Origin of the sequence: Prosthecobacter sp. (genome assembly GCF_020439865.1) — a bacterium.
Taxonomy (GTDB): domain Bacteria; phylum Verrucomicrobiota; class Verrucomicrobiia; order Verrucomicrobiales; family Verrucomicrobiaceae; genus Prosthecobacter.
This window is the reverse complement of the sequence record NZ_JAGRPF010000132.1, coordinates 1-20017: the sequence shown is the minus strand read 5'-3', so window position 1 is coordinate 20017 and position 20017 is coordinate 1. Positions and strand designations below refer to the sequence as shown.

At 60.4% G+C, this 20017-nt stretch carries 18 protein-coding genes; all 18 read right to left on the bottom strand.

From position 1 onward, the window contains the following. Positions 1 to 17: 17 nt before the first annotated feature. Entirely contained in the window at positions 18 to 1655 is a 1638-nt protein-coding gene (locus KDL09_RS15525; RefSeq protein ID WP_294386936.1) for a glycosyltransferase, read from the bottom strand. After that, on the bottom strand, positions 1637 to 2743 hold the full coding sequence (locus KDL09_RS15520; RefSeq protein WP_294386934.1) for a glycosyltransferase family 4 protein: 1107 nt from the start codon (positions 2741 to 2743) through the stop codon (positions 1637 to 1639). The genes KDL09_RS15525 and KDL09_RS15520 overlap by 19 nt, the downstream gene beginning before the upstream one ends. Continuing rightward, the gene (locus tag KDL09_RS15515; protein ID WP_294386931.1) at positions 2740 to 3198 is read right to left on the bottom strand and encodes a DapH/DapD/GlmU-related protein; all 459 of its coding nucleotides are present in this window, start codon (positions 3196 to 3198) and stop codon (positions 2740 to 2742) included. Before KDL09_RS15515 ends, KDL09_RS15520 begins: the two co-directional genes overlap by 4 nt. Next, complete coding sequence (locus tag KDL09_RS15510) at positions 3179 to 4381, bottom strand: glycosyltransferase family 4 protein (RefSeq protein WP_294386929.1); 1203 nt, start codon at positions 4379 to 4381, stop codon at positions 3179 to 3181. The genes KDL09_RS15515 and KDL09_RS15510 overlap by 20 nt, the downstream gene beginning before the upstream one ends. Before the next feature lie 15 nt (positions 4382 to 4396). Further along, a complete protein-coding gene (locus tag KDL09_RS15505) occupies positions 4397 to 5545 on the bottom strand; it encodes a glycosyltransferase family 4 protein (protein ID WP_294386927.1) in 1149 nt (382 codons plus the stop codon). Positions 5546 to 5566: 21 nt separating this feature from the next. Further along, the gene (locus KDL09_RS15500) at positions 5567 to 6922 is read right to left on the bottom strand and encodes an O-antigen ligase family protein (RefSeq protein WP_294386925.1); all 1356 of its coding nucleotides are present in this window, start codon (positions 6920 to 6922) and stop codon (positions 5567 to 5569) included. 1 nt (position 6923) lies between these two features. After that, a complete protein-coding gene (locus KDL09_RS25170) occupies positions 6924 to 7598 on the bottom strand; it encodes an acyltransferase (protein ID WP_345781093.1) in 675 nt (224 codons plus the stop codon). Positions 7599 to 7638: 40 nt separating this feature from the next. Continuing rightward, positions 7639 to 9876, bottom strand: a complete 2238-nt coding sequence (locus KDL09_RS15490; protein ID WP_294386924.1) for a glycosyltransferase — start codon at positions 9874 to 9876, stop codon at positions 7639 to 7641. Between the two features lie 51 nt (positions 9877 to 9927). Next, complete coding sequence (locus KDL09_RS15485) at positions 9928 to 11052, bottom strand: acyltransferase (RefSeq protein ID WP_294386921.1); 1125 nt, start codon at positions 11050 to 11052, stop codon at positions 9928 to 9930. Between the two features lie 162 nt (positions 11053 to 11214). After that, complete coding sequence (locus KDL09_RS15480) at positions 11215 to 11976, bottom strand: hypothetical protein (protein ID WP_294386918.1); 762 nt, start codon at positions 11974 to 11976, stop codon at positions 11215 to 11217. Positions 11977 to 12132: 156 nt separating this feature from the next. Further along, a complete protein-coding gene (locus KDL09_RS15475; RefSeq protein ID WP_294386915.1) occupies positions 12133 to 13053 on the bottom strand; it encodes a glycosyltransferase in 921 nt (306 codons plus the stop codon). After that, a complete protein-coding gene (locus KDL09_RS15470; protein ID WP_294386912.1) occupies positions 13043 to 13636 on the bottom strand; it encodes an acyltransferase in 594 nt (197 codons plus the stop codon). The genes KDL09_RS15475 and KDL09_RS15470 overlap by 11 nt, the downstream gene beginning before the upstream one ends. Beyond that, complete coding sequence (locus tag KDL09_RS15465; protein WP_294386910.1) at positions 13633 to 14757, bottom strand: acyltransferase; 1125 nt, start codon at positions 14755 to 14757, stop codon at positions 13633 to 13635. Before KDL09_RS15465 ends, KDL09_RS15470 begins: the two co-directional genes overlap by 4 nt. A 12-nt stretch (positions 14758 to 14769) precedes the next feature. Further along, positions 14770 to 15672: a glycosyltransferase gene (locus KDL09_RS15460; protein WP_294386908.1), complete on the bottom strand. Its 903-nt coding sequence runs from the start codon at positions 15670 to 15672 to the stop codon at positions 14770 to 14772. A 330-nt stretch (positions 15673 to 16002) separates the two neighbouring features. Beyond that, positions 16003 to 17163, bottom strand: a complete 1161-nt coding sequence (locus KDL09_RS15455; RefSeq protein WP_294386905.1) for a glycosyltransferase family 4 protein — start codon at positions 17161 to 17163, stop codon at positions 16003 to 16005. Between the two features lie 19 nt (positions 17164 to 17182). Next, positions 17183 to 18025 (bottom strand): hypothetical protein, encoded by an 843-nt coding sequence (locus tag KDL09_RS15450; protein WP_294386902.1) that lies wholly within the window; start codon positions 18023 to 18025, stop codon positions 17183 to 17185. Between the two features lie 21 nt (positions 18026 to 18046). Beyond that, positions 18047 to 19378, bottom strand: a complete 1332-nt coding sequence (locus KDL09_RS15445; protein ID WP_294386900.1) for a hypothetical protein — start codon at positions 19376 to 19378, stop codon at positions 18047 to 18049. A gap of 41 nt (positions 19379 to 19419) precedes the next feature. Beyond that, the coding region (locus KDL09_RS15440) for a UDP binding domain-containing protein (protein WP_294386897.1) at positions 19420 to 20017 on the bottom strand (598 nt) is incomplete at its 5' end.

Sequence of the window (20017 nt, the reverse complement as noted above, 5' to 3'; positions counted from 1 at the left end):
GTGAGTGGGGAGAGAGTTCATGCGGCTTGTGTGGCCGACGGTGCTGTGTCCGTTCCGGGTATTGGGTCGGTCTTATACTTCCCGGCCTTCCGGATGAGGTTTTCGATCTGGCGCTGCACGGCGGGCAGCGCGTAAACGTCTCGCGCAGTTTGTTGTGCGTTGAGGGCCAGACGGGCGGCAAATGCGGAATCGTGCTGCAGGCGCATCAAGGCTTCCGCCAGTTCGTTCACGTTGCCAGGATCCACCAGCAGCCCCGTGTGCTCATGCGACACGATTTCCGCCGCTCCGCCCGCGCGTGAGGCGATCACTGGTTTGCCGGCGAGCATGCCTTCCACGATGACACGGCCAAAGGGCTCGGGAAACACCGAGGCGTGAACCACGACATCGGCCAGATCGAAATACGCTAGGGTATCGGATTGAAAACCTGCGAAATGAACACGGCCTGTGAGCTCCGATTCATCAGCCTGCGCATGCAGACGGTGTGCATATTCACGATCCTCGTCGGTAAACAGCGCATCTCCGAGCAGCACAGCATGCGCGGACGGCATGGGTTTCAGCGCTTCCAGCAACACATGCTGTCCTTTCCAATGAGCCAGCCGACCAGCCATCAGGACGATGAACGCGTCCGACGGAATGTTGAGGCAGGAGAAGCGCAGCTTTTTCAGGTCGTCCTTATTCGTGCGCTCTTCGGGAATGTGAAAACCGTTGGGGATCACCACGCAGAGTTCGGCGCGGCCGCCGCGGGCAACGAATGCGTCTTTCGTGGCCTCCGAATTCGCGATCACTCGGTCGGCAAAACAGTTCGCGCAGAAAATCAGCGCGCATTGGTTGATCGGACTGAAGTGCCCGTCGGCGATGATGTCATGCAGATGAAAAATAAGCGGCCGCCCCGCCAGACGAGCGGCCGGACCACCGATGATCAGGGCCTTGGCGGTGTTCGCGTACACCACGTCAAACGATCGTGACGCCTGGGCCGTCTGCAGGATCAGCTGAACGATTCCTGGAATCGATCGCAGCACGTGAAGGAGCCCCGCCTGCTTGTTTACTGAGGAGGCTTCATCGTCGAGTCGAAGCACCCGCGTCTTCACGCCAGCGTTCTCCAGAGCAGATCGAAACTCGCCGTCCTGAAAAAGAACGACCTCACTGTCCGCCGCTCGCGCGCTGGCAATGTCGAGCAGCATCAGTTCCGCACCGCCGAGACGCCCTGTTTGATCCAGGAACAGAACCTGAGGAATCCCATCACTCGATTTCCTGCCCTCAGTCATCAACTGCACGGCCATGCTTCCCACGATTCCCAGCACGCAGCCAAGCAGTCCCGCCCAGACATCCGCCAAGTCCATGGCCCTGCCGGGGATCGACGACTGCAGCAGCTCCAGCATCACATTGAGCAGCGTGATGAAGCCGGTGATCAGGCATGCGCGGCCGAGCACCTTTTTCCATGTTCCAAACGCCAGCCAGGCGGTGGCTGCCAGAAGGGCGAAGGCGCCCAGGTTGAACCAGAAGTCCATGAAATCGACGTACTCCGACCAATGCACCGGAAGAAAGGTGAGGCGGCGGTTTCCCGCCGTCGGTTTCAAGGCGAGCCAGAGTCCGGCGGCGAGCAGGACCAGCAAAGAGATGCGGGCACCTTTCTTCATCACGATTTCGACTGCCATCCAGCTTCGCGGTACACCTCACACACCTGTCTGGCGATGCGGTCCCAGGTGAATCCGCGCATCACATGTTCGCGACAAGCTTCGCGGGAAGGGAGGCGCAGCGTGCCCTCGAGCCAGCCGCGCAATCCTGCGGCGATGTGATCGGTGCCGGTGCCTTGCAGAACCAGATCGCCATCCAAACCTTTCACCGTGTCCGGAAGGCCGCCGACAGGTGTCACCAGCACCGGTGTGCCGCAGGCGAGTGATTCGAGCGAGATCAAACCGAACCCTTCCAGTGCAGAACTGGGCACAATCGAAAGATCGGCCGCCGCATACACGGCCGGCAGCGTGTTTTCGGGAATGAAGCCAAGAAACTGCACCTGCTTGCTCAAACCGGCGTTCAAGACCTGCTGCTCCAGTTCATCACGCAACGGACCCTGTCCGCCGATCATGAGCTTCACATCAGGGTGATCGACCGTGGCCTTGGCAAACGCTTCAATCAGCGTCTCCAAGCCCATGCGGCGTGCCAGACGACGCACGCACACGATGATCTTCTGCTTCTGCGGCCACACGAGCCGATGGCGCGCCTCCACCATGTCCACCGGATGAAATTTCTCCGTCTCCACGCCGCCCGGAATGATATGAACCCGCGGTTCTGGAATGCCGTATCCCTGGCAAAGCTGCTCACGAAAGGCCTTCGACAGCACGATGAAACGATTCGCACGATGATACACCGCGCGTTCGAGCATCTGCTTGCACAACACCGCGTGCATCTTCCCGCCTTCGCGTTTGGATTCGTTTGCCCACGGGCCGTGAAAGTGCACCACATGCCCGTCCCAGCGTCTGCCGAGCACCGCAGGCAGTGCGTAGAGCGCGAAATGCGTCGCGAGCATTTTGCCACGCTGTGGCACGACCTGCTTCCGCACCGCCTTCCAGCGTTGCATGAGCGGCTTGTTCACCGGCCCGAGGCTGGTGCCGTCACACGCTTCGCCGAAACCATAGGCCGTCGCGCTGACTCCCTGCCGGGCCAGCGTGTTGTTGAGCGCATTGAAGTAGCGGTCCACGCCTCCGGCGGAGGCTTTCAAGTGCATGCCAAGTTGAGCAATCATGAGTTTTGCGGCACGTCGCCGATTTTGCGGGCCGGATTGCCGGCCCAGATTTCAAACGGGGGAATGTCCTTCGTGAGCACCGCTCCGGCGCCGAGCACCGATTTGCGCCCGATGGTCAGCGGTGTGTTCGGACGCGCCACCACGATGCTGTGCGCACCAATCGTCACATCGTCTTCCAGCGTGATGAAGTGCGGCGATCCGATCCAGGTCTCGCCAGCGAGCGTCACGTGATGATAAACACGGCAGCGGTTGCCGATGCGCACCTGCGGATGCATCACGATGCCGAGCGCGTAGTGCTCCAGAATCACGCTTTCGCCCACCTCCGCCTCGGCGGGCAGCAGGCATTTGTGCAGCGCGAAGTTCAAGGTCTTCACGATGCGCGCCGGAAGGTTCCAACCGCGGCGATGCAGCCCGCGGCTCCACCTCCAGAGCAGTTCAGGGCTGTGCAAGCGCATGACTTGGTTTTGGCAGAAGCATTTGAGCCGCGACCTGGCCGCGATCCTGTTTCATGACCGCGGTTTCAAACGCCTCGATCATTTTGCCCGCCACTGCGGGCAGTGAAATCTCGTGCTCGACCCAATGACGGCCGTTTTCAGCGAGCTGACGGCGCAGTTTGGGTCCCGTGATGAGCTGGCGAAGGGCCACGGCGAATTCGTCCGGCTGACGCTGCGTGAAAACGAGCCCGCCTTCACCGCGGCGGATGAGATGGGGGATCTCACCCGAGTCGGAACCGATGACCGGCGTGCCGCAGGCCATCGCCTCGGGAATCACACGACCAAACTGCTCCTCCCAGTTCGGCTGCGTTTCAGAAGGCAGCACGAGCATGTCCATCGAGGCCAGCCAGCGCGGCGTTTCATCGTGCGGCACATAACCGGCGAAGAAGATGCGGTCACGCACGCCTTGTTCGGTGAGCAGACGCTCAAACTCGGGCTGAAAGTCGCCCGTGCCGACGAGCACCATGCGCCAGTCGAGATCTCGGATCATGCCCAGTGCGGTCGCAAGCGTGCGCAGCCCTTTCGGCTCGACCAAACGACCCACGTAGCCGATCACCGGGCTTTCGGACTTCGGGAAACGTTCCGGCGGGTTCTGCCTCAGACGAGGATGATAGCGCTCAGGATCGAGCGGCAGCGCGCAGACCGTCTGTCGGCCTTCATAACCCTTTGCCTTCAGCACATTCGCCACGCTGTCGGTGATTGGAAAGGCGAAGTTCGATGAGCGATACACCATCGACTCCAGCCACGAGAAGGGCGGCGGATACTTCTTGTTGATGTTCTGGCAGGAGTAGAAGCCGAACGGCACGCGGATGGTGCGGTTGTTCGCGTGGCAGACCTGCGCCGTGGCCAGTGCATACGGCTCGTGGTTCATGTAGATCACATCCGGCTTCAGTTCGCGCAGGAAGCGATGCCAGCGCATGCGATAGACGTGAAAGATGATGCTGCCGTTCTTCCAGACCGCGCAGCGGATGACCGAGCTCTCCAATCCTTCACAAGGCGGCTGTCGCAGTTCGTTGCCAAACTCGTCGCGCCAGAGATCCGGCACCACGAGGGTGATTTTCCAGCCTGTCTCGCGCTGGATGCGGGCGTGGAGTTCCTGATTGAGCGCCGTGGCGCAGGAGTGGCTGACGATGAGAACGTGCATGGCGATGAAATCCGATTAGTTGCTGAGGTGGGCGAGGTAGGCGTCTTCCGTCATCTGCGCGATGCGGTCCCAGGTGTAGTTCATCTCCACACGCTCGCGTGCGTTCGCGCCCATGGTCTTGAGATGTTCGGGCTGCTCACACAGCCGGCGCAGCACCGCAGCCACATTGGCGGCGTCATGCGTGACAAAGTCGCCGTTTTCTCCAGGTGAGATGAAGTCCTCCGTTCCGTTGATGCGCGTGGCAACGATCGGAAGACCGCAGGCCGCCGCTTCGATGGTCGCAAGACTGAAGGCCTCATACCAGCTCGGGAAGAGGAACATATCCGCCGCAGCGAGCGCCTGTGGCATGTCCTTGCGGAAGCCGCCGAAGATGACTCGGTCTGAGGCACCGGCGTCCCTTGCCATGTTCATGAAACGTGTGCGATCCGGGTCATCTCCGGCCACAAACAAGGTCAGCGGAACGTCCTTGAGCAGACCCATCGCTTGAATGGCGAAGTCGAGTCCTTTGCGCGCCCATTCGCCTCCTGCGAAGATCGCCATCAACGAGTCTTGCGGCACCTTGTTCTCAGCACGCCAGATGTTCTTGGCACCCTGGCTCATCGGTCGGAAGCGCTTGGTGTCTGCTGCATTGGGAATGATGCGAACCTGCGCGGGACCGATGTTGTAATGTTTAGTCAGCTCGTTGGCGACTCCTTGGGACACAGGAAGAAACATCGGGGCCTTGCGTCCGGGTTTGTACTGATACAGACGCTTCTCCGCCGCGCAGGTCGCGTTCAGATACAGCCAGCGTGTGAGGCGTCGTGCGGATGAGACCTTTTCGGTGCTTCCCAGGCGGTCGAGGATCTGCTTCTTGGCCGGCTGGATGTTTTGAATGGTGATCACGTTCCCACGCTGCGTGTTGCAGCCGATCGTGTGGACGATTTCAAACTGGCCCGGACGCACGAGGTGGTTCACTTCGAGGTAGTAGCTGCCGAAGTCGATCACCTCGGCCCAGTTCACGCCGGGAACGCGATGCCAGGCGATGCGCGAAAGATCGAGATCCTCCGCCTTGCGGGCATAGAGATGCACCTCGTGTTTTTGGGCGAGCCGCTCGGCGACTTCGTTCACCGCGCGTGCGCTGCCGTCGCGGCGGTTACAGTTGATCATGGCGTAGGCGATTTTCATTTTGTTGGGATGTTGGAGTGATCAGATGAGAGCGGACTGCGGCATGTCCCACGGCATGGGATCCGGTTGAGGTGGTGAAAAGACGCGTGGTGCCGGCACGAAAGTGGTCAGGCGGTTGAGCGAGATGCCGAGGAAGACCCAGAAGAGCGAGAAGCCGCCGAACACATTGCCCACGTAAAGGAAGACAAGGCAGCCGAGCAGCACGGCGCGTCCGGTGAACAAAAACGGATCACGCCCGCCGAGCCGGATGCGGCGCGTCAGCTCGCTCCAGATTTGTGCCATCGCCGCGAAGAAGGCGAGACCGCCGATCCAGCCGAACTGGCTGAAGACCTCGATGTAACCGCTGTCACACCAGCCTTCCTTGGCGCCGCCACCGATGCGTCCGGCGCCGAATCCGGAACTGCCAAGGCCGAGGCCCAGCGGATGCTGCAGGACCCAGGGAATGCCGCTGGTCAGGATCTGCATGCGGCCCTGGTAGGAGCCGTCGTTTTGCATGTCTTTGACGGTCTCGAAACGTTTTTGAATGCGTTCTGCACCGGGCATTTTCTCCAGACCGTAGCTGGCGCCGATCGCGAGCAGGGCGGCGAAGCAGAGCACCCGGCCGAGACCGCGTCCCTTCGACAAGGCGGGCTGCAGGATTGAAACCAGCGCGACGATGATAAACATGCTTCGGCTCATCGTCAGCACGACCACGGAGAAGAGCAGAGCGATCGTGAGCCAGCCGCCCAGAATTCTCCAGCGTGGGTGCAGGATCATCGGAATCGCCGCCCAGGCGAGGAAGCTCGCGCAGGGGCCGCGTTCGTGCATGGTGGAGAACACGGACATCTCCGTGGGGCGCAACTGACCGAGATAACCGACGAAATTCACCTCGGTGACCCAGAACGCATCCCAGGCAGGGATCGTGAGGTATTGAAACCAACCGTAGAGCGCCACGATCAGGGCGGCGTAGCCGGAAGACTTCATCCAGCGGTCCGCGGTGCCGGTGGAAACCGGTGCCGTGGCGGCAAACAAGAAGGCGCCGAAGCCCGCCATCCATTCTCCGAGCGAATAGATGGCGCCGAGGCCGGCATTCAGGAAACCAATCGCCATGCCGTGAGCGAGCGCCAGCATGATGAGGTACGCGATGTTGCGGCAGCGCGGGGTGAGCAGGTGAAACCGCGACATCGTCGGGATGAGCAGCAGTGCGCTGACGACCAGCGGGGTCAGACTGATCGTGGAAAGGGGATTGAAGGCGCCATTGATGTAGAAATCCACCAGGCGCCGGATGCCGCGGTTCAACGCGACGACGAAGAACACGTAGTCGAGCAGGTAACTCGAATTCTTCGCGGCCAGAATGACGGCGGGCAGCACAATCAGGATGGCGATGAGGAGTTCCATGCTAGTGCGATGCGAGTTTCGTGGCCGACAGCGATTCGGGATGGATCACCGCGGGATCCTTTGTCGGAACAACGTCGCGGATCACTGGATTGCGTCCCACCCATGCCATCACCGGCGCGAACCATGAGGAGGGGATGTAGTCGAAGCGTTCGATGTTGCGTGTGCCGATCTCTTTGGCGGGATTGCCACCGACAACTGCAAACGGGCGGACGTCCTTGACCACCACTGCTCCTGCGGCGACGACGGCTCCGCGTCCGATGGTCACGCCTTTCAGAATCATCGCGTCGGTGGCGATCCACGCGTGGTCTTCGATCACGATCGGACTGAAGATGTGATCATAGGTGGGCGAATGAATGTCGTGTGAGCCGGTGATGATGCGGACGCAGTCGTTGATGACCACATAGTTACCGATTTCGATGCGTGCGTGGGCCTGCATGCGGGCGACACCGACGCTGCAGCAGTTGCCGATGCTTAGATTGGCGGCATTGCCGTGCACCGTGAGCTTGGCAAGCACGCTGGAGGGTGGGATCTGGGCTCCACGAAGTCGGAGGCGCTGCGATTGCAGGCAGTAGCCGAGCAGGCCGGGCAGTGTCCAAACGCGTTTGAGCCAGGTCTTCAGCCATTCACGGCTGAACAGTTTGGGTTTCAGCCGGTGGCGATAGAGAAAGGTGATCATAAGCTTTGAGAGCGTGATCTGAGGTCGAGCCTCAATGCTGTCAGCACTTGAGCTCGCTGACGCGTGCCGATGGGTCGGTGAGCGCGACTTCTGATTCGGAATGTCTGCCCAAGGACTGGAGGATGGCGGCGAAACGGCCGGAGAACGTGGCGGCGAAACGTTGCAGCGGACGGGTTTTTGGGCGCAGCAGATCTCCGCCTCGCACCAAACCCGGACAGACATGACTGCCGACATACATCTGCCAAAGCAGCATGGTCCAGCGCCGCAGACCACGTCCGTGCTTCAAAACCACAAAGGTTTCGTTGTAGGCGATGTCGCTGGTGCCGTTGAAGTGAAAGACACCGCGATGAATCGAGTCGTCGTCGTGACGTGGAGCGACGTTGTGAATCACTCCCACACCAGGATCGAAGACCATGCGCTTCCCCTCCGCACGTGCCTGCAGACCCAGGGCCAGTTCCCAGTTCACCTGGGCGCCTTTGCCGCGCAGTCCGCGTTCGAAGCCGCAGCGACGGAGGAAGTCACCGTTGAACAGGCAGTTGGACCCACGCAGCACCTGCACGAGCCGAGTCGAACCGCCACCTCGATGATGACCGCCGGTGATGCGCCCATACCAGTGAATCTGTCCCACGTCTTCAACCAGCGGTTCGGTGCGGCGCATCTCCGGATAGTCCATCAGCAGATCTCTGCCGCCAGCAGCCACGACGTTTGTCCGGGAACGGAGATGCCCCAGCATGGTGCTCAGCCAGTGTGGCGGGATCTCCACGTCGTCGTCGAGCAGTGTGATCCAGGTGCCATGGCATTCGGCGAGGCATGAATTCATCGAACCCACGACGCCCGTTCCACGCGCTTCCACGGCGCGCACCGGAAGAGTGTCTTCAAACTCACGCAGCAAAGCGTGGCTGAGATCGTCATCAGCCCGGATGCCCACAAGGATCTGGTCTGCGGCCACGTCCTGCCTGCTCAGCGCCTCCAGACAGCGGCGCAGATGATCAGGCCGTCTGAGCGTGGGGATGATGACATCGATGGTTTCGTGCTGCGTGTTCATGCGCGGGTTTTTGGCCGGTGAATGAGCTTCCATCACGGTGGAAAGGATGGTGGTGAGACGCGTGGTCACCTGCTCCAGATCAAAGTGCGCCTCCGCCACGGCTCGTGAGGGGATGGAAGATTCACCCTTCGTTTGTGCCATGTGTTGAAGCGCTGCGACCAGCGTCTCCGGTCGGTCGTCCGCCAGATGCACATCACGCGGGCAAAGATAATCCGCATTGCCGTTGGTGCGTCCGACGATCACTGGCAGACCGCAGGCCTGTGCTTCGGCCACCGATGAACCGAAGTTTTCCTCATCGCTCGGTTGCACGAGGACATCGTGTTGATGCAGCAGTGCCGGCACCTGCCCACGTGGCAGGTGTTTGATCCAGCGCAGTCGATCCGGGAAGGGGAAGGATTCGATGAGCTTCTCATAGCCTGGAACGAATCCCGTTCCGCCCACAATCGTGGCTTGAATCTGGATTCCTTGGCGGATGGCGAGTTCAAGGCCGAGCAGATACAGATCGAGCCGCTTGCGGGGAATAATCCGCCCGAGCCAGAGCACGCGAAGTTCATTGCTGACTGGTGTCGTTTCCGCGGATGGACGGAACATCGTCAGGTCGATCGGATAAGGCAGCGCCGAAGTTTGGGAAGACTTCACGCCATACAGATCATGCAATGTCTGTCGCGACTGCTCGCTGCCGACGATGATGTGGTCTGAGTGGCGCAGGGGCGGCAACCCAAGGGAGGAAAGCCGGAGTTTCGCTAAGGCGAGCCACTTCAATGCTTTTGCCGGACCTGCCAGGCGCCGGATCTTATCAAAGCGTGAGGCGATGGAACGCGCATCGGTTCCGGGCGGTCCTTGTGCAAAGCTGATCGACGGAAGTCCGTCCACGCGACCGGGTGCATAGTCACCGAGCCAGAGAGCAAGGTCGTAGCCGCGTGTTTGGTGCTCGTGCCGGATTTGTTTCAGCAGCAGCCGTGTGTAGGTGGCGCAGTCCCATCGGCAGGCCAGGAATCCCAGCACAGGAATGCGCTGCACTTTGGCGCGGAAGCGGTCCGGTCCCACATTGTCCGTGGGGATGAAGCGAAAGCGCTCGTGTTCACCCACGCAGGGCCGGGGATCGACGAACGAGGGCTTCGAGAAGAAGTCCACCTCATGTCCTGCTTCGATCAGAGAACGAAGCAGCAGCGCGTTGGCAGATGCCACACTGCCTTCCTGTGCCGAGACGTATCCGCTGACAGCGAGTTTCATGTGCTTGTGATGGAGGAGGCCGGCTTTGCGACCTCGTGAGCTTTCTGGACGTCACGCCGGGAGCGGCGCGCGGAAATGGTGCCGCAATTTCAGAAAAGGTTTCTCCAGCAGGTGATAGGAGAGAATGCCCGCCACGAAAGCAGGCACCAACCACAACGGCCAGGTCATCCACCAGACGGGTGGCAGGCCGAAGGTGGCGGGATCGGTGAAGAAGATGTTCTGCCACATGTAGATGGAATAGGACAGCACGCCGATGGAAGTGACGGCGCGCCAGTTGAGGCAGCGGTAGAGTCCCCACGTGGGCAGCATGATGCTTTGAAGCACGAGGATCACGAAGCCGACGGACTGGATGGTTCTGCCAAGGCCTGACCACATGACCCAGCCGAGGCCTTTGAGAGCCGGAGGCAGCCATTCACGTTCCGTGAGCCAGTGGACGGCATACGGTTCCATCAGCATGCCGATGCCGAGAAGAAAGACGGCCACACGACATGATGTCAGGATCGCGCGCAGTCGTGCTTCGTTGGTCGAGAGCCAGACCGCTGCAAGGCAGCCGATCGCGAGTGCATCGGCATTGTTGAAGAACGAACGCTCCTGAAACACGTCCGCATAAAGTGATGACTCCGAAAGCGGGAACGCTTCTATGAAACGGCTGATGAAAGCGGCGAAAACGGTGACGCCCACCCAATACGGCATGACTCTGGCGCGCAGAGCCGGTGTCATGCAGACGAAGGCAAAGGGCCAGAGTAGATAGAACTGTTCCTCCACCGCAAGGGACCAAAGGTGGTCGCTGATGTGGTTGTCATGCAGCACGAAGTTTCGGGTGAACGTGAGATTTCCAATCCAGCCGCGCAACGTGTGATCGCACGGTGTGCTCCATTGCAGAATGGCGGCCACTGCGAGGAAGGCCACATAGACAGGAAGGATTCGCAGTGTCCGCCTGATGTAAAAGCGGCGTAGATCAACTTTCTGCGTGCGGCGTTCCTCCGCCAGCATCAGCCAGGTGATCAGGAGGCCCGAGACCACAAAAAAGAATCGCACCCCCATGATGCCATCAAACAGGTGGTGAAACGTTTTCGCCAGATGAGGCGGGAAGCCAGTCGAAAAAATGGTGTGAGATCCGAGAACCAACAGGATGCTGATGGCGCGCCATCCATCCAGAGACGGCAGTCGTGACATGCCGGAGACAGGGCTCCCGGTTATTTCACGCAGGCATGGTCGTGCAGAGGTTGTTTCCCTCTCCGGTGACGGAAAGGCCAGAGGCTCGGAGAGAGTGGTCGGGTTCATGTTTGTTCTCGTGAGGCTGGGTTTTGTTCGCGAGCAGCGGAGGTTGGAAGCGCCTTACGATTTCCAGTAGGGCTTCCAATTGGGATACAGACCGACCTTCTGCTGCAATGAGGTGATGAGCTTGCCGAGGTAGAAGTCCCTCAACGCTCCATTGGCCATCAGGGTGGCGTTGCGCGTGGCCTTGTCCCTCGTGTATTGGTGAAACACACCCACCGGCCGGCTGGCATGAAGGTCGGACAGTGAGCCCTTTTCCAGTTTGAGGTGAGTGCGGCGTGCCACCTTGTCAGGACCTGAGAGGTTGCCGAAGTGACAGATGTGGGGATTGCCTGCGGGGAACAGCGCCGTCTGATCGCGGAATGCGTCCGAACGAACGACCATGTTCATGGCAATCTGATCACCGTTGAAGCCCAGGGCTTCGATGGACTGGCGCCAGATCGCCTGTGCGAACGCCGCGAATGGTTTCGCCTGTCCTGCGAGCACGCCGGCGCAGAAGACTTCCATCCGGCTGATCTCATCGACGCGGTCAGGAAAGTTCGCCTTGATGTTTTCGAGGTTCCACGGCGAGTCGCCATAGAGTTCGCCTTCGCCGGCGCAGGCGAGGGGCCGTTCAGCGAGCAGTGAATCGAGGATTTGATGAATGGAGAGCTGCACGACCACATCGCGCACGTCCGTCATGAGAATCCGGTCCGTCGGAGCCAGGGTTCCGGCGAAGGCGGCGACGTCACGAAACCGGTCTTCATTCACGCCGCGTCTGCTGACTGCGGACACGATGGCGATGCCTGCTTTGCGGATGCGCTTCAAGGCGTTGTCGGTCATGTGCTCGTAACAGATCAGGACGATTTTTCCCGTGAATCCGTTCCGCAGTGCGGATCTGTGCCAGCAGCAAACGTCTGCCCAGTCATGATGGTCGATTGCTCCAATAAGATAGTCCATAGGTTTCGAGGATGTGGTTGGTCAAAGAGACGCGCGGCTTCAGGCGGCCACGTAGCGCGGATATTTTTTCTTCATCTGCTGCCAGCGCAGCATGGTGGCTGCGGCCAGCGGCGTCCTTTCTCGAAGGAGGGCCGGAAGATCCGCGATGAAGTTTTTGAGCGCCTGAAGGTATAAAGAGCCCCAGTTTCCTCCCGTCCATTCGCGGGAGCCGCGCAGGTATCGTGCTGCCTGAATCAGGCGTGGCAGGAGGGTGACGGTCAGCAGCCAGAGCGGCTCATGCAGCACGGCCTGATACCAGATGTTGCGGGCGTTCAACATGGCGCGCTGGCGGCTGTTGCGCGCATTGGGGCTGGGGTTGTGGCAGATGCTGCGCTCCGGGAGGTAAAGCACGGCGAATCCTGCGTCCCACTGCCGTTTGCAGAATTCGTTTTCTTCATGCGCCATCTGCAGCAGTTCCTGAAAGCCGCCGATCTGGTGATACACGTCAGCCCGCGTCATCGCCGCGCAGGTCATGAAGCCGCAGGTGAAGCATTCATGTTCCACGGGCGCCGGCTGCGCGAATGGAGCAAGTTCACCCGCCTCAGTGGACTGCGGGAAGGCGATGGAGCCGATCTTGGGATCGCCTTGCAGGATGCGCAGGCCCTTCTCGATCCCCGCGCGCTCAAGCACCAGCGAGTCGTCGTCGAGGAAAAGGTACACGGAGCCAGTGGCCTGAGCGGCGAGACGGTTGCGACCGGTGGTGGGAAACACCTGCTCTTCGGATGAGATGATGTGCAGCCGGTTGCTTACGCGGGAAGGAACCGATTCAAAGCAGTTGTCCCGCCACGGATGTTTCGGTGCGTTTTTAAGCAGCAGAACTTCGTGCAGCAGATCGCCAAGCTTGCCGAGACTTTCCAGACAGCGTGTCACCTCGTCGAGGCGGTCGCCGCAAATGATCAGAGCTGAGATTTCACGTGACATGGGTTGATGCGGTTGTGGTGAAAGCTTGAATCCGGCGCGCGGGAACTCCGGCCCACATCTCGCCAGCCGGGACCGATTTGGTGAGCACTGATCCGGCTCCGATGATCGCACCGTCGCCGATGTGAACTCCCTTCAGCACGACACACTGCGCTCCGAGCCAGACGTTTCGTCCCAGCGTGATGGCCGCACTTTCGAGAGGCTGCGCGTTCATGCTGCTGCCGTGGTCGCGTCCGTGATTGGTGTCCACAAAGGTGCAACCGGAGGCGATGAGACAGTCATCGCCGACTTCCAGACGTTCGCGGATGTTGAACTCGCAGCCGCGGCCGATGAAGACGCGGTCGCCGAAGATCATGGACGGCCCCGGCTTCCAGTAGTGGGAGTAATTGAAGAAGATGTCCGGCTGAAGCACGCAATCGCGGCCAAGTTGAATCTGGTGGGGCCAGGTCACGAGCGTTCGTGGAAGTTGCGTGCCGCGCCCGATCCGGGCTCCGCGCAGGCGCAGGGCCAGCTTGCGCAGTCTGCGAACGGGAGACTCAACGAGTGCGATGCGGCGGCAGAGTTTCTGGAACAGCACGGCGGTCATGTTGCCAGGACGCTTGTGGTTTTGAAGCGGCTGAGGACAAAGGAGATGGCCAGGGAGGCAACGAAGACAGCGAGGAGGACGCCGAACTGCTCGATCCAGTTGTGCAAAGGACCGTGGAGCGCTTCCAGTCTGCTGATCACCAACATGTGGACGCAGTAGATACCGGGCGTCACCAGCCAGACTCCGGACAGAGATTTTTTCAAAGGCAGTTGAAGTCCGATGGCCAGCGCGGCGGAACCGAACAGGAGATTGCTGGCGTACATGCGACGTGGCCCCGGGCTGTTCAGGTCCAACGACAGCCACTCGGTTTCAATCATGCGCAGACCGATGCCAAGACAGATCAGGCAGGCGATGGCCTTTCGGCTGGAGAGCACGGAACGATACTGCCACAGGGACGCCCCCATGATCACGAACGAGAAAGGCAGCAGAGCGTGAACCACCACGACCTCCAGTCCCACTTGACAACCTGACATGGGTTGCCGCGGCATGAGCCAGATGGCTCCCCCAGCGATTAATGCCATTCCGACGCCTAGTTTTAGAACTCTTCTGGAGTCCTGCACCAGGACCGTTGCCAGTCGAGGCTGCATCCTGGCTGCGAAAGCCATCAACAACCACGCCATCAACAAGGAACCTGAGAACCAAAGGTGATAGCTGGTTCCCACCCAGATCATACGAGGCCAGTTCGAAGACAGGACCTCAGCGTAGTGTCGAGTCACAGCGGCGATGTCGAGATGAAGCAGTGGCTTCAAAGGCGGATTGAGCAGATAAACAAGCGACCATCCGAGCCACAACCACAGGACACGTTTTGCCGACCGGAAGCATCTGGCAGACACCTGTGCCGGAGCTCCACCATGAACGGAGCGGGCCATCAGGAAGCCGGCCAGAAGCAGGAAGAATGGTACGCTCCAGCCGAGATCGTTCGCCACATCCGACGCAAAAGCCACGAGCGTCGGGGCTCCCTTCAAGTTGTCCGCAGTCATGTGATGGAACACCACATAAAAAGCCGCCGCCATGCGGATGATGGTGAGTCCTTCAAACCGCTCAGGGCTCGCGGCAGCGGACCGCCGAGCTTGGCCCGCCGGCTTGTTGGGCAGGCAGCAGGTGGTAATGATGGATTCCATCGAAGTTTCGGGTTAGAAGCCGAACTTGGGCACGCGGACGGCGCTGGTGGACCAGAACGAGCTGCGTGGTGCCTCGGACCATTTGCTCACCCAGGCAGGTGTGCTGATCAGGACGAAGAACCACTCACCGAAGAAGAGCAGGGCGGCGCGGATGTTTTCGCGCGTCCACGGCTGGTGGCGGAAACGCGACTGGATCACGCGCAACGCATGCCATGGCAGCCGCCAGCCCACCGTAAAAGCCGAAGCCCCCTGATCGAAGGCGAAGATCACCTTTCCCTCCCAGCGTTTGGCGAGCTTGGCTGCATCTGGCACATGTCGGATCGGATGCACAGCTCCGGCGTCTTCCACAAACTGCACCTGATAACCGGCCCGCAGCAGTCGCGCGCTGAGATCCGTGTCCTCGGCATAGACGCCGCCGGAGTAGCGCTCGTCGAAGCCACCCATGATCCGGTAGGTGCCGGCACGAATGGCGAAGTTGCATGAACATGCGAGATGTCCGTGTGCCTGAACGTTTTCCGGGGCCTCCCAAAGCAGTGATGGAGGACTGGTCGGACGCGTGGTGCTTCCTTCAAGGACGCACAACTGTTTGGAAGCGGACTGCATCGCGCACAGATACGCCGTCACAAAATTCGGACCGGGCAGCAGGTCGTCGTCCACGAAAATGAGCCACTCACCCTGGGCTGTCAGAGCGCCGCGATTGCGATTGGCCGCGGGCCCCAGTCGTGGTCCCTGAATCCACGTGATCATGGGGTATGACGAAAAGATCATGTCATGCGTGGCATGGGACGAACCGTCGTCCGTGACGATGAGCTCGACGCTGCCGTCTTCCGGCAGTTGCGGGATGAGCTTTTCAATGCACCGCCGCAGGTCACCGGTTCGGTTGCAGGTGGGAATGATGATGGATGCGAACGGCATGGCTAAACGATCAGGTGGAAGATGTCAGTCGGCAGATGAGGGTGTGCTTCGGAGATCTCATGAACGGCCGTTCATTCCGAGAAGGCCATATCAGCGCCGGTTCCTATGGCGACGTTGTAAACGGATCCCGTGGTTTCTTCACGCCGCCTGTCATTCCGGCATGCTTCGGAATGGTGGTGAAGGGATCGGGCCTGATCTTGGCGGACAGCCAAGGCATGGGATCATTGCACCAAGGCCAGCATGAGACCGGGGCCTCCGGTGTCGGAGGTTGGACGTCCGGCACGATTGGGTGCGTCAAAGGTGATGTGTCGGCCATGGTCGTCGCTGGTTTCAATTTGGAGAGGCAATCTTCCACGCCTTCAAGTGGCAGCCGACCATCCGTTCGGTGGTGTAGTGAAGCAGTTGATGTCGCAGGCCGTTGAGACCGACACGGTGACGGTGTTCCGGGTTTGTCAGCAGCCGCAGCAGGCCATTGGCCAGTTGCTGCGGCTGCTGATCAGCCCACACACCTGTGACACCATCTTCGACCAGCTCCCGGCTCGCTGGAGCAGTTCCACAAATGACTGGTTTGCCGTAGGACCAGGCCTCCACATACACGATCCCAAAAGATTCATGGGCTGAAGGCAGGCAAAAAATGTCGCAGGCCGCATAGGCGTCCGCTTTCTCCTGTTCGGACGGACAGCCGAGGTCGCGGATGCTATCGGGGGAATTGAGCGCGAGGCGTGCTTCATCCACGTCACCCGGTCCCGCGAGCAGCAGCACAGCGTCGGGACATTTGCGCAACACCAGCGGCCACGCGTCGAGCAATGCGGGGTAACCTTTGCCTTCATCGCGACGTCCGAGAAACAACACCGCCGGGCGGGCGCCGATCTCCAGTTTGGAGCGGAGACGCCAGCCGTCTCCGTTTGCGTGGCACATGGGAGGAAGACCGCAGCGGATAAGCTTGTCCAACGGCACGCCGCGCGCGGCGAGATGCAGCCGTTCGTGTTCAGACTGGCAGAACACGGCGTCGGCTTTCTGGTAGAGGCGAACGTCAAAAGCGTCATCGCCCCAGCTGTCCGGATGCACCGCGGGCCAGACGGTGAAAGGAACACCTGCCTCGCGTGCTTCACGCCACAAAGGGTAACCGATGATGTCCCAACCGGTGCCGACGAAGTGCAGCACATCGACATTTGCGATGGATGATTTCCAGGCCTCGTGATGATTCATGAGGCGGCTCAACGTGTCCGCGAAAGGCAGCAGCGGTGCGCGTGATGCGAGACGGCTGACCCAGCGATGCTGCTTCTTCCAAGTGTCCTGAGGCATGAGTTCGGACGATGGCCATTGCAGCGCGTCAGCCTTGTCATCCGCGCCGGTCTGAAGGTGCTGCACGCTGAGGAAGTGACCGTTGATGCGGCAAAAGCTCTGCAGTCCGGAGGCAAGCTGGCGCTGATAGGCGGCGAGACCGCCGACGGACGCAGGGTGGATGCGGGATGCGATGGCGACTTTCATGGCGCGGAGGAAGAGACTGTTATTCGAGCATGGGCATCGCGATGCGGTGCCGCTGCATTTGGCCGAGATGCATGCGCAGAGGCTCCCAGTGGAACATCGCGTCGCCGGGCCGCAAAAAGAGGTCCTTCAGCAGATCGTGGCGCACGAAGAAGGCGTCGGTGCCGGAAAGCTCACAACCAACCAGCGAATATCCACCCGCTTCGGCGGCTGCGCTGATCGTTCCAAGTGTGGCACCGTACAAGGTGGAGCCATCCCATACGGCCTTTGGATCATAGGGCGCCGCCCAGTCGAGGTCAGCGGGCAGCATGCCATTGTATTCCACGCTGAACACGCGCGGCTTGAGCGGCAGGAGTTCGGTGAAGACGTGATGCGTGTTGTAATCAATGTCGATGCTGAGCAGGTCGAGTTCCTCGGCAAACCCACGGCTGCTGAGCAGTGTGCTGCAGCTTTCGCGGTTCACGAACTTGCGGCAGATCTTCAGCTTTCCTTCACGCATGAGGGTCTGGATGCTGATCGGAAGCGCTGTGTCTTCTTCGAGCCCGGCGTCCACCCAGAGGCCGCTCCATCCCCTCAACAGCAGCAGGTTGGTGTTGTTCTCCGCGGGTGCGGTGCCGATCTCGACGAAGCGTTTGCCGCCTTCGCCGATGCGGCGGAAGATTTCCGCCAGCATGCCGTCCTGGCCGTATTGGGAAAAGATTTTCTGACGGAAAGGCATCAGCGCTCGAGGCTCATGATATTTGGCGTTTTGCATGAGCTGCAGTTCGACGAGCTCGCAGAGCAGGCTGGCGGAACGCGCGGAGGAAATGCCGGAGATGTCGATGTTGGCCTTCACTTGGCCGATTTTGGCGAGCACTTGTTTCATGGGATCGATGTTTGGAGGGAATCAAAGTCCGGCGCGTCCGCGCCAGCCGTGGAACAGCAGAAATACATTCAGGAGCGTGTTGCCGACGGAACCGGCACACATGAGACCGATGGCACCATTGACGGTGGAGAGATCGAGGAAGCACGCCGACAAGGCCTGGCAGCCGAACACCAGAATCGGGCGGATCCACGAATGTCTGACCCAGCCTTTCGACTGCACCGGCATGCTGACGACGGTGACGACGAAGGAGAAGACCTGGAAGCCGAGATAGAAAACCAGTTCATGCTCCAGGCCTGCGTACGCCGGGCCAAGCAGCATGAGAAGCTTGTGGCGCATCAGCCAGCCGCCGAATAGAACGGCTCCACCGGAAAGAACGGAGAGCAGACTGCTGCCGATCCACAGCTTCCAGAGGCGCGACTGGTTCTGTTCGGCGGACATGCGCGGCAGCAGAATGCCGGAAGCAACGGCGAGCGGCACCTGCAGGATCAGAGCGACACGTCCGATAGCTCCGAGGTCGGCCACCTTGTCGATGTTTCCCATGAAGCCGATGATGAAGGTGGCGATCTGGGCTTCGAACAGATAGGTCAGACTGGTGGGCAGGCCGACGACGAAATGCTTTTTCAGTCGCTGGGTGGCTGCCGGATCGACGGGTTGCTCGAACGCGGCGTATTGCCGTGCCTTGGGAAGCATCCATGCAAAAACGGAGGGCAGCGGCGCCAGGACGGTGATGATCATCACTGTCAGCGCATCCGCCATGCCCGCGCCGATGAGCACGGCGATGAACAGCAGCCGCAACGTGCAGTTCATGATGTTCTCCCACTGCGGCACGCTGTAGCGGCCGACCAGGCTCAGCGGTGTGGTCATCATCTGCGAGGCGATGTTGATCAACACCGAGACAAGTGCGGCCGTGACAAGCACGGAAGTCTTGAAGACTGAGCATTCGCTGCTCAGCAGCAGATGGACAAACACGGGAATGCCGGTGAGCGCGCCCACCAGCAGCAGCGATGTGCGAAAGCGTGCTGCCGAAGCCATCACTGCTCCCAGTTTCAGGCGATCGTGCGCGACTTCACCCGCGACAGGCATGAGACCGGTGCCGATGCCAGTCACGGTGAACATGCCGAGCGCTCCGACGAGATTGTTGGCCAGCGAGTACCAGGCGTAGTCGGTTTTGCCGAGAGCGCGGACGACCATGAACGCGGTGATCATTTGCACGACACGGCCCAGAATGTTGAGCGAAGCATACGAGAAGACCAGGCTCGCAGCCCGGCGGACACGCTTCATGCACACGCCTTCCAGCGCAGGCAGGCGCAAGCCCTGCCTCGGCGCGTTCATCGTTTTGGGGGAGGCTTCCATCCTGGGAAGCTAAGTCCGGCCCCTTGTGGGCCGGGACTGGCTTATGCCTTGACCTCTTGAGGCAAGGGCTTGCCGATGCTGTACACCTTGAAGCCGATTTGACGGAGCTTCGCGTGGTCCAGCAGGCTGCGGCCATCAAAAATCCAGGCGGGTTTCACCATGGATTCGTAGATGGCTTCAAAGTCGAGTTTGCGGAACTCATCCCATTCGGTGAGCACGAGCAGCGCATGCGCGCCCTTGGCGGCCTGTGCCGCGCTGGTGGCGAACTCCACGTTCGGATTGCTGGATTCGATGGCGAGATCCTTGCAAATCTGCGCGGTGGTGACTTTGGGATCGTAGATCGAGATGGAGGCGCGTTCTTCGAGCAGATCGCGGCACACGTAGATGGCGGCGGACTCGCGGGTGTCGTTGGTGTCCTTCTTGAATGCGAAGCCAAGCACGGCGATGCGTTTGCCGGTGACGGTGTTGAAGAGCGTGCGCAGGACGCGCTCGGCGAAGCGATGCTTCTGCCAGTCATTCATGACGATGACCTGGTCCCAGTAGGCGGCGACTTCAGGCAGGCCAAAGTGTCCGCAGAGATAGACGAGGTTGAGCACGTCTTTTTGGAAACACGAGCCGCCGAAACCCACCGAGGCCTTG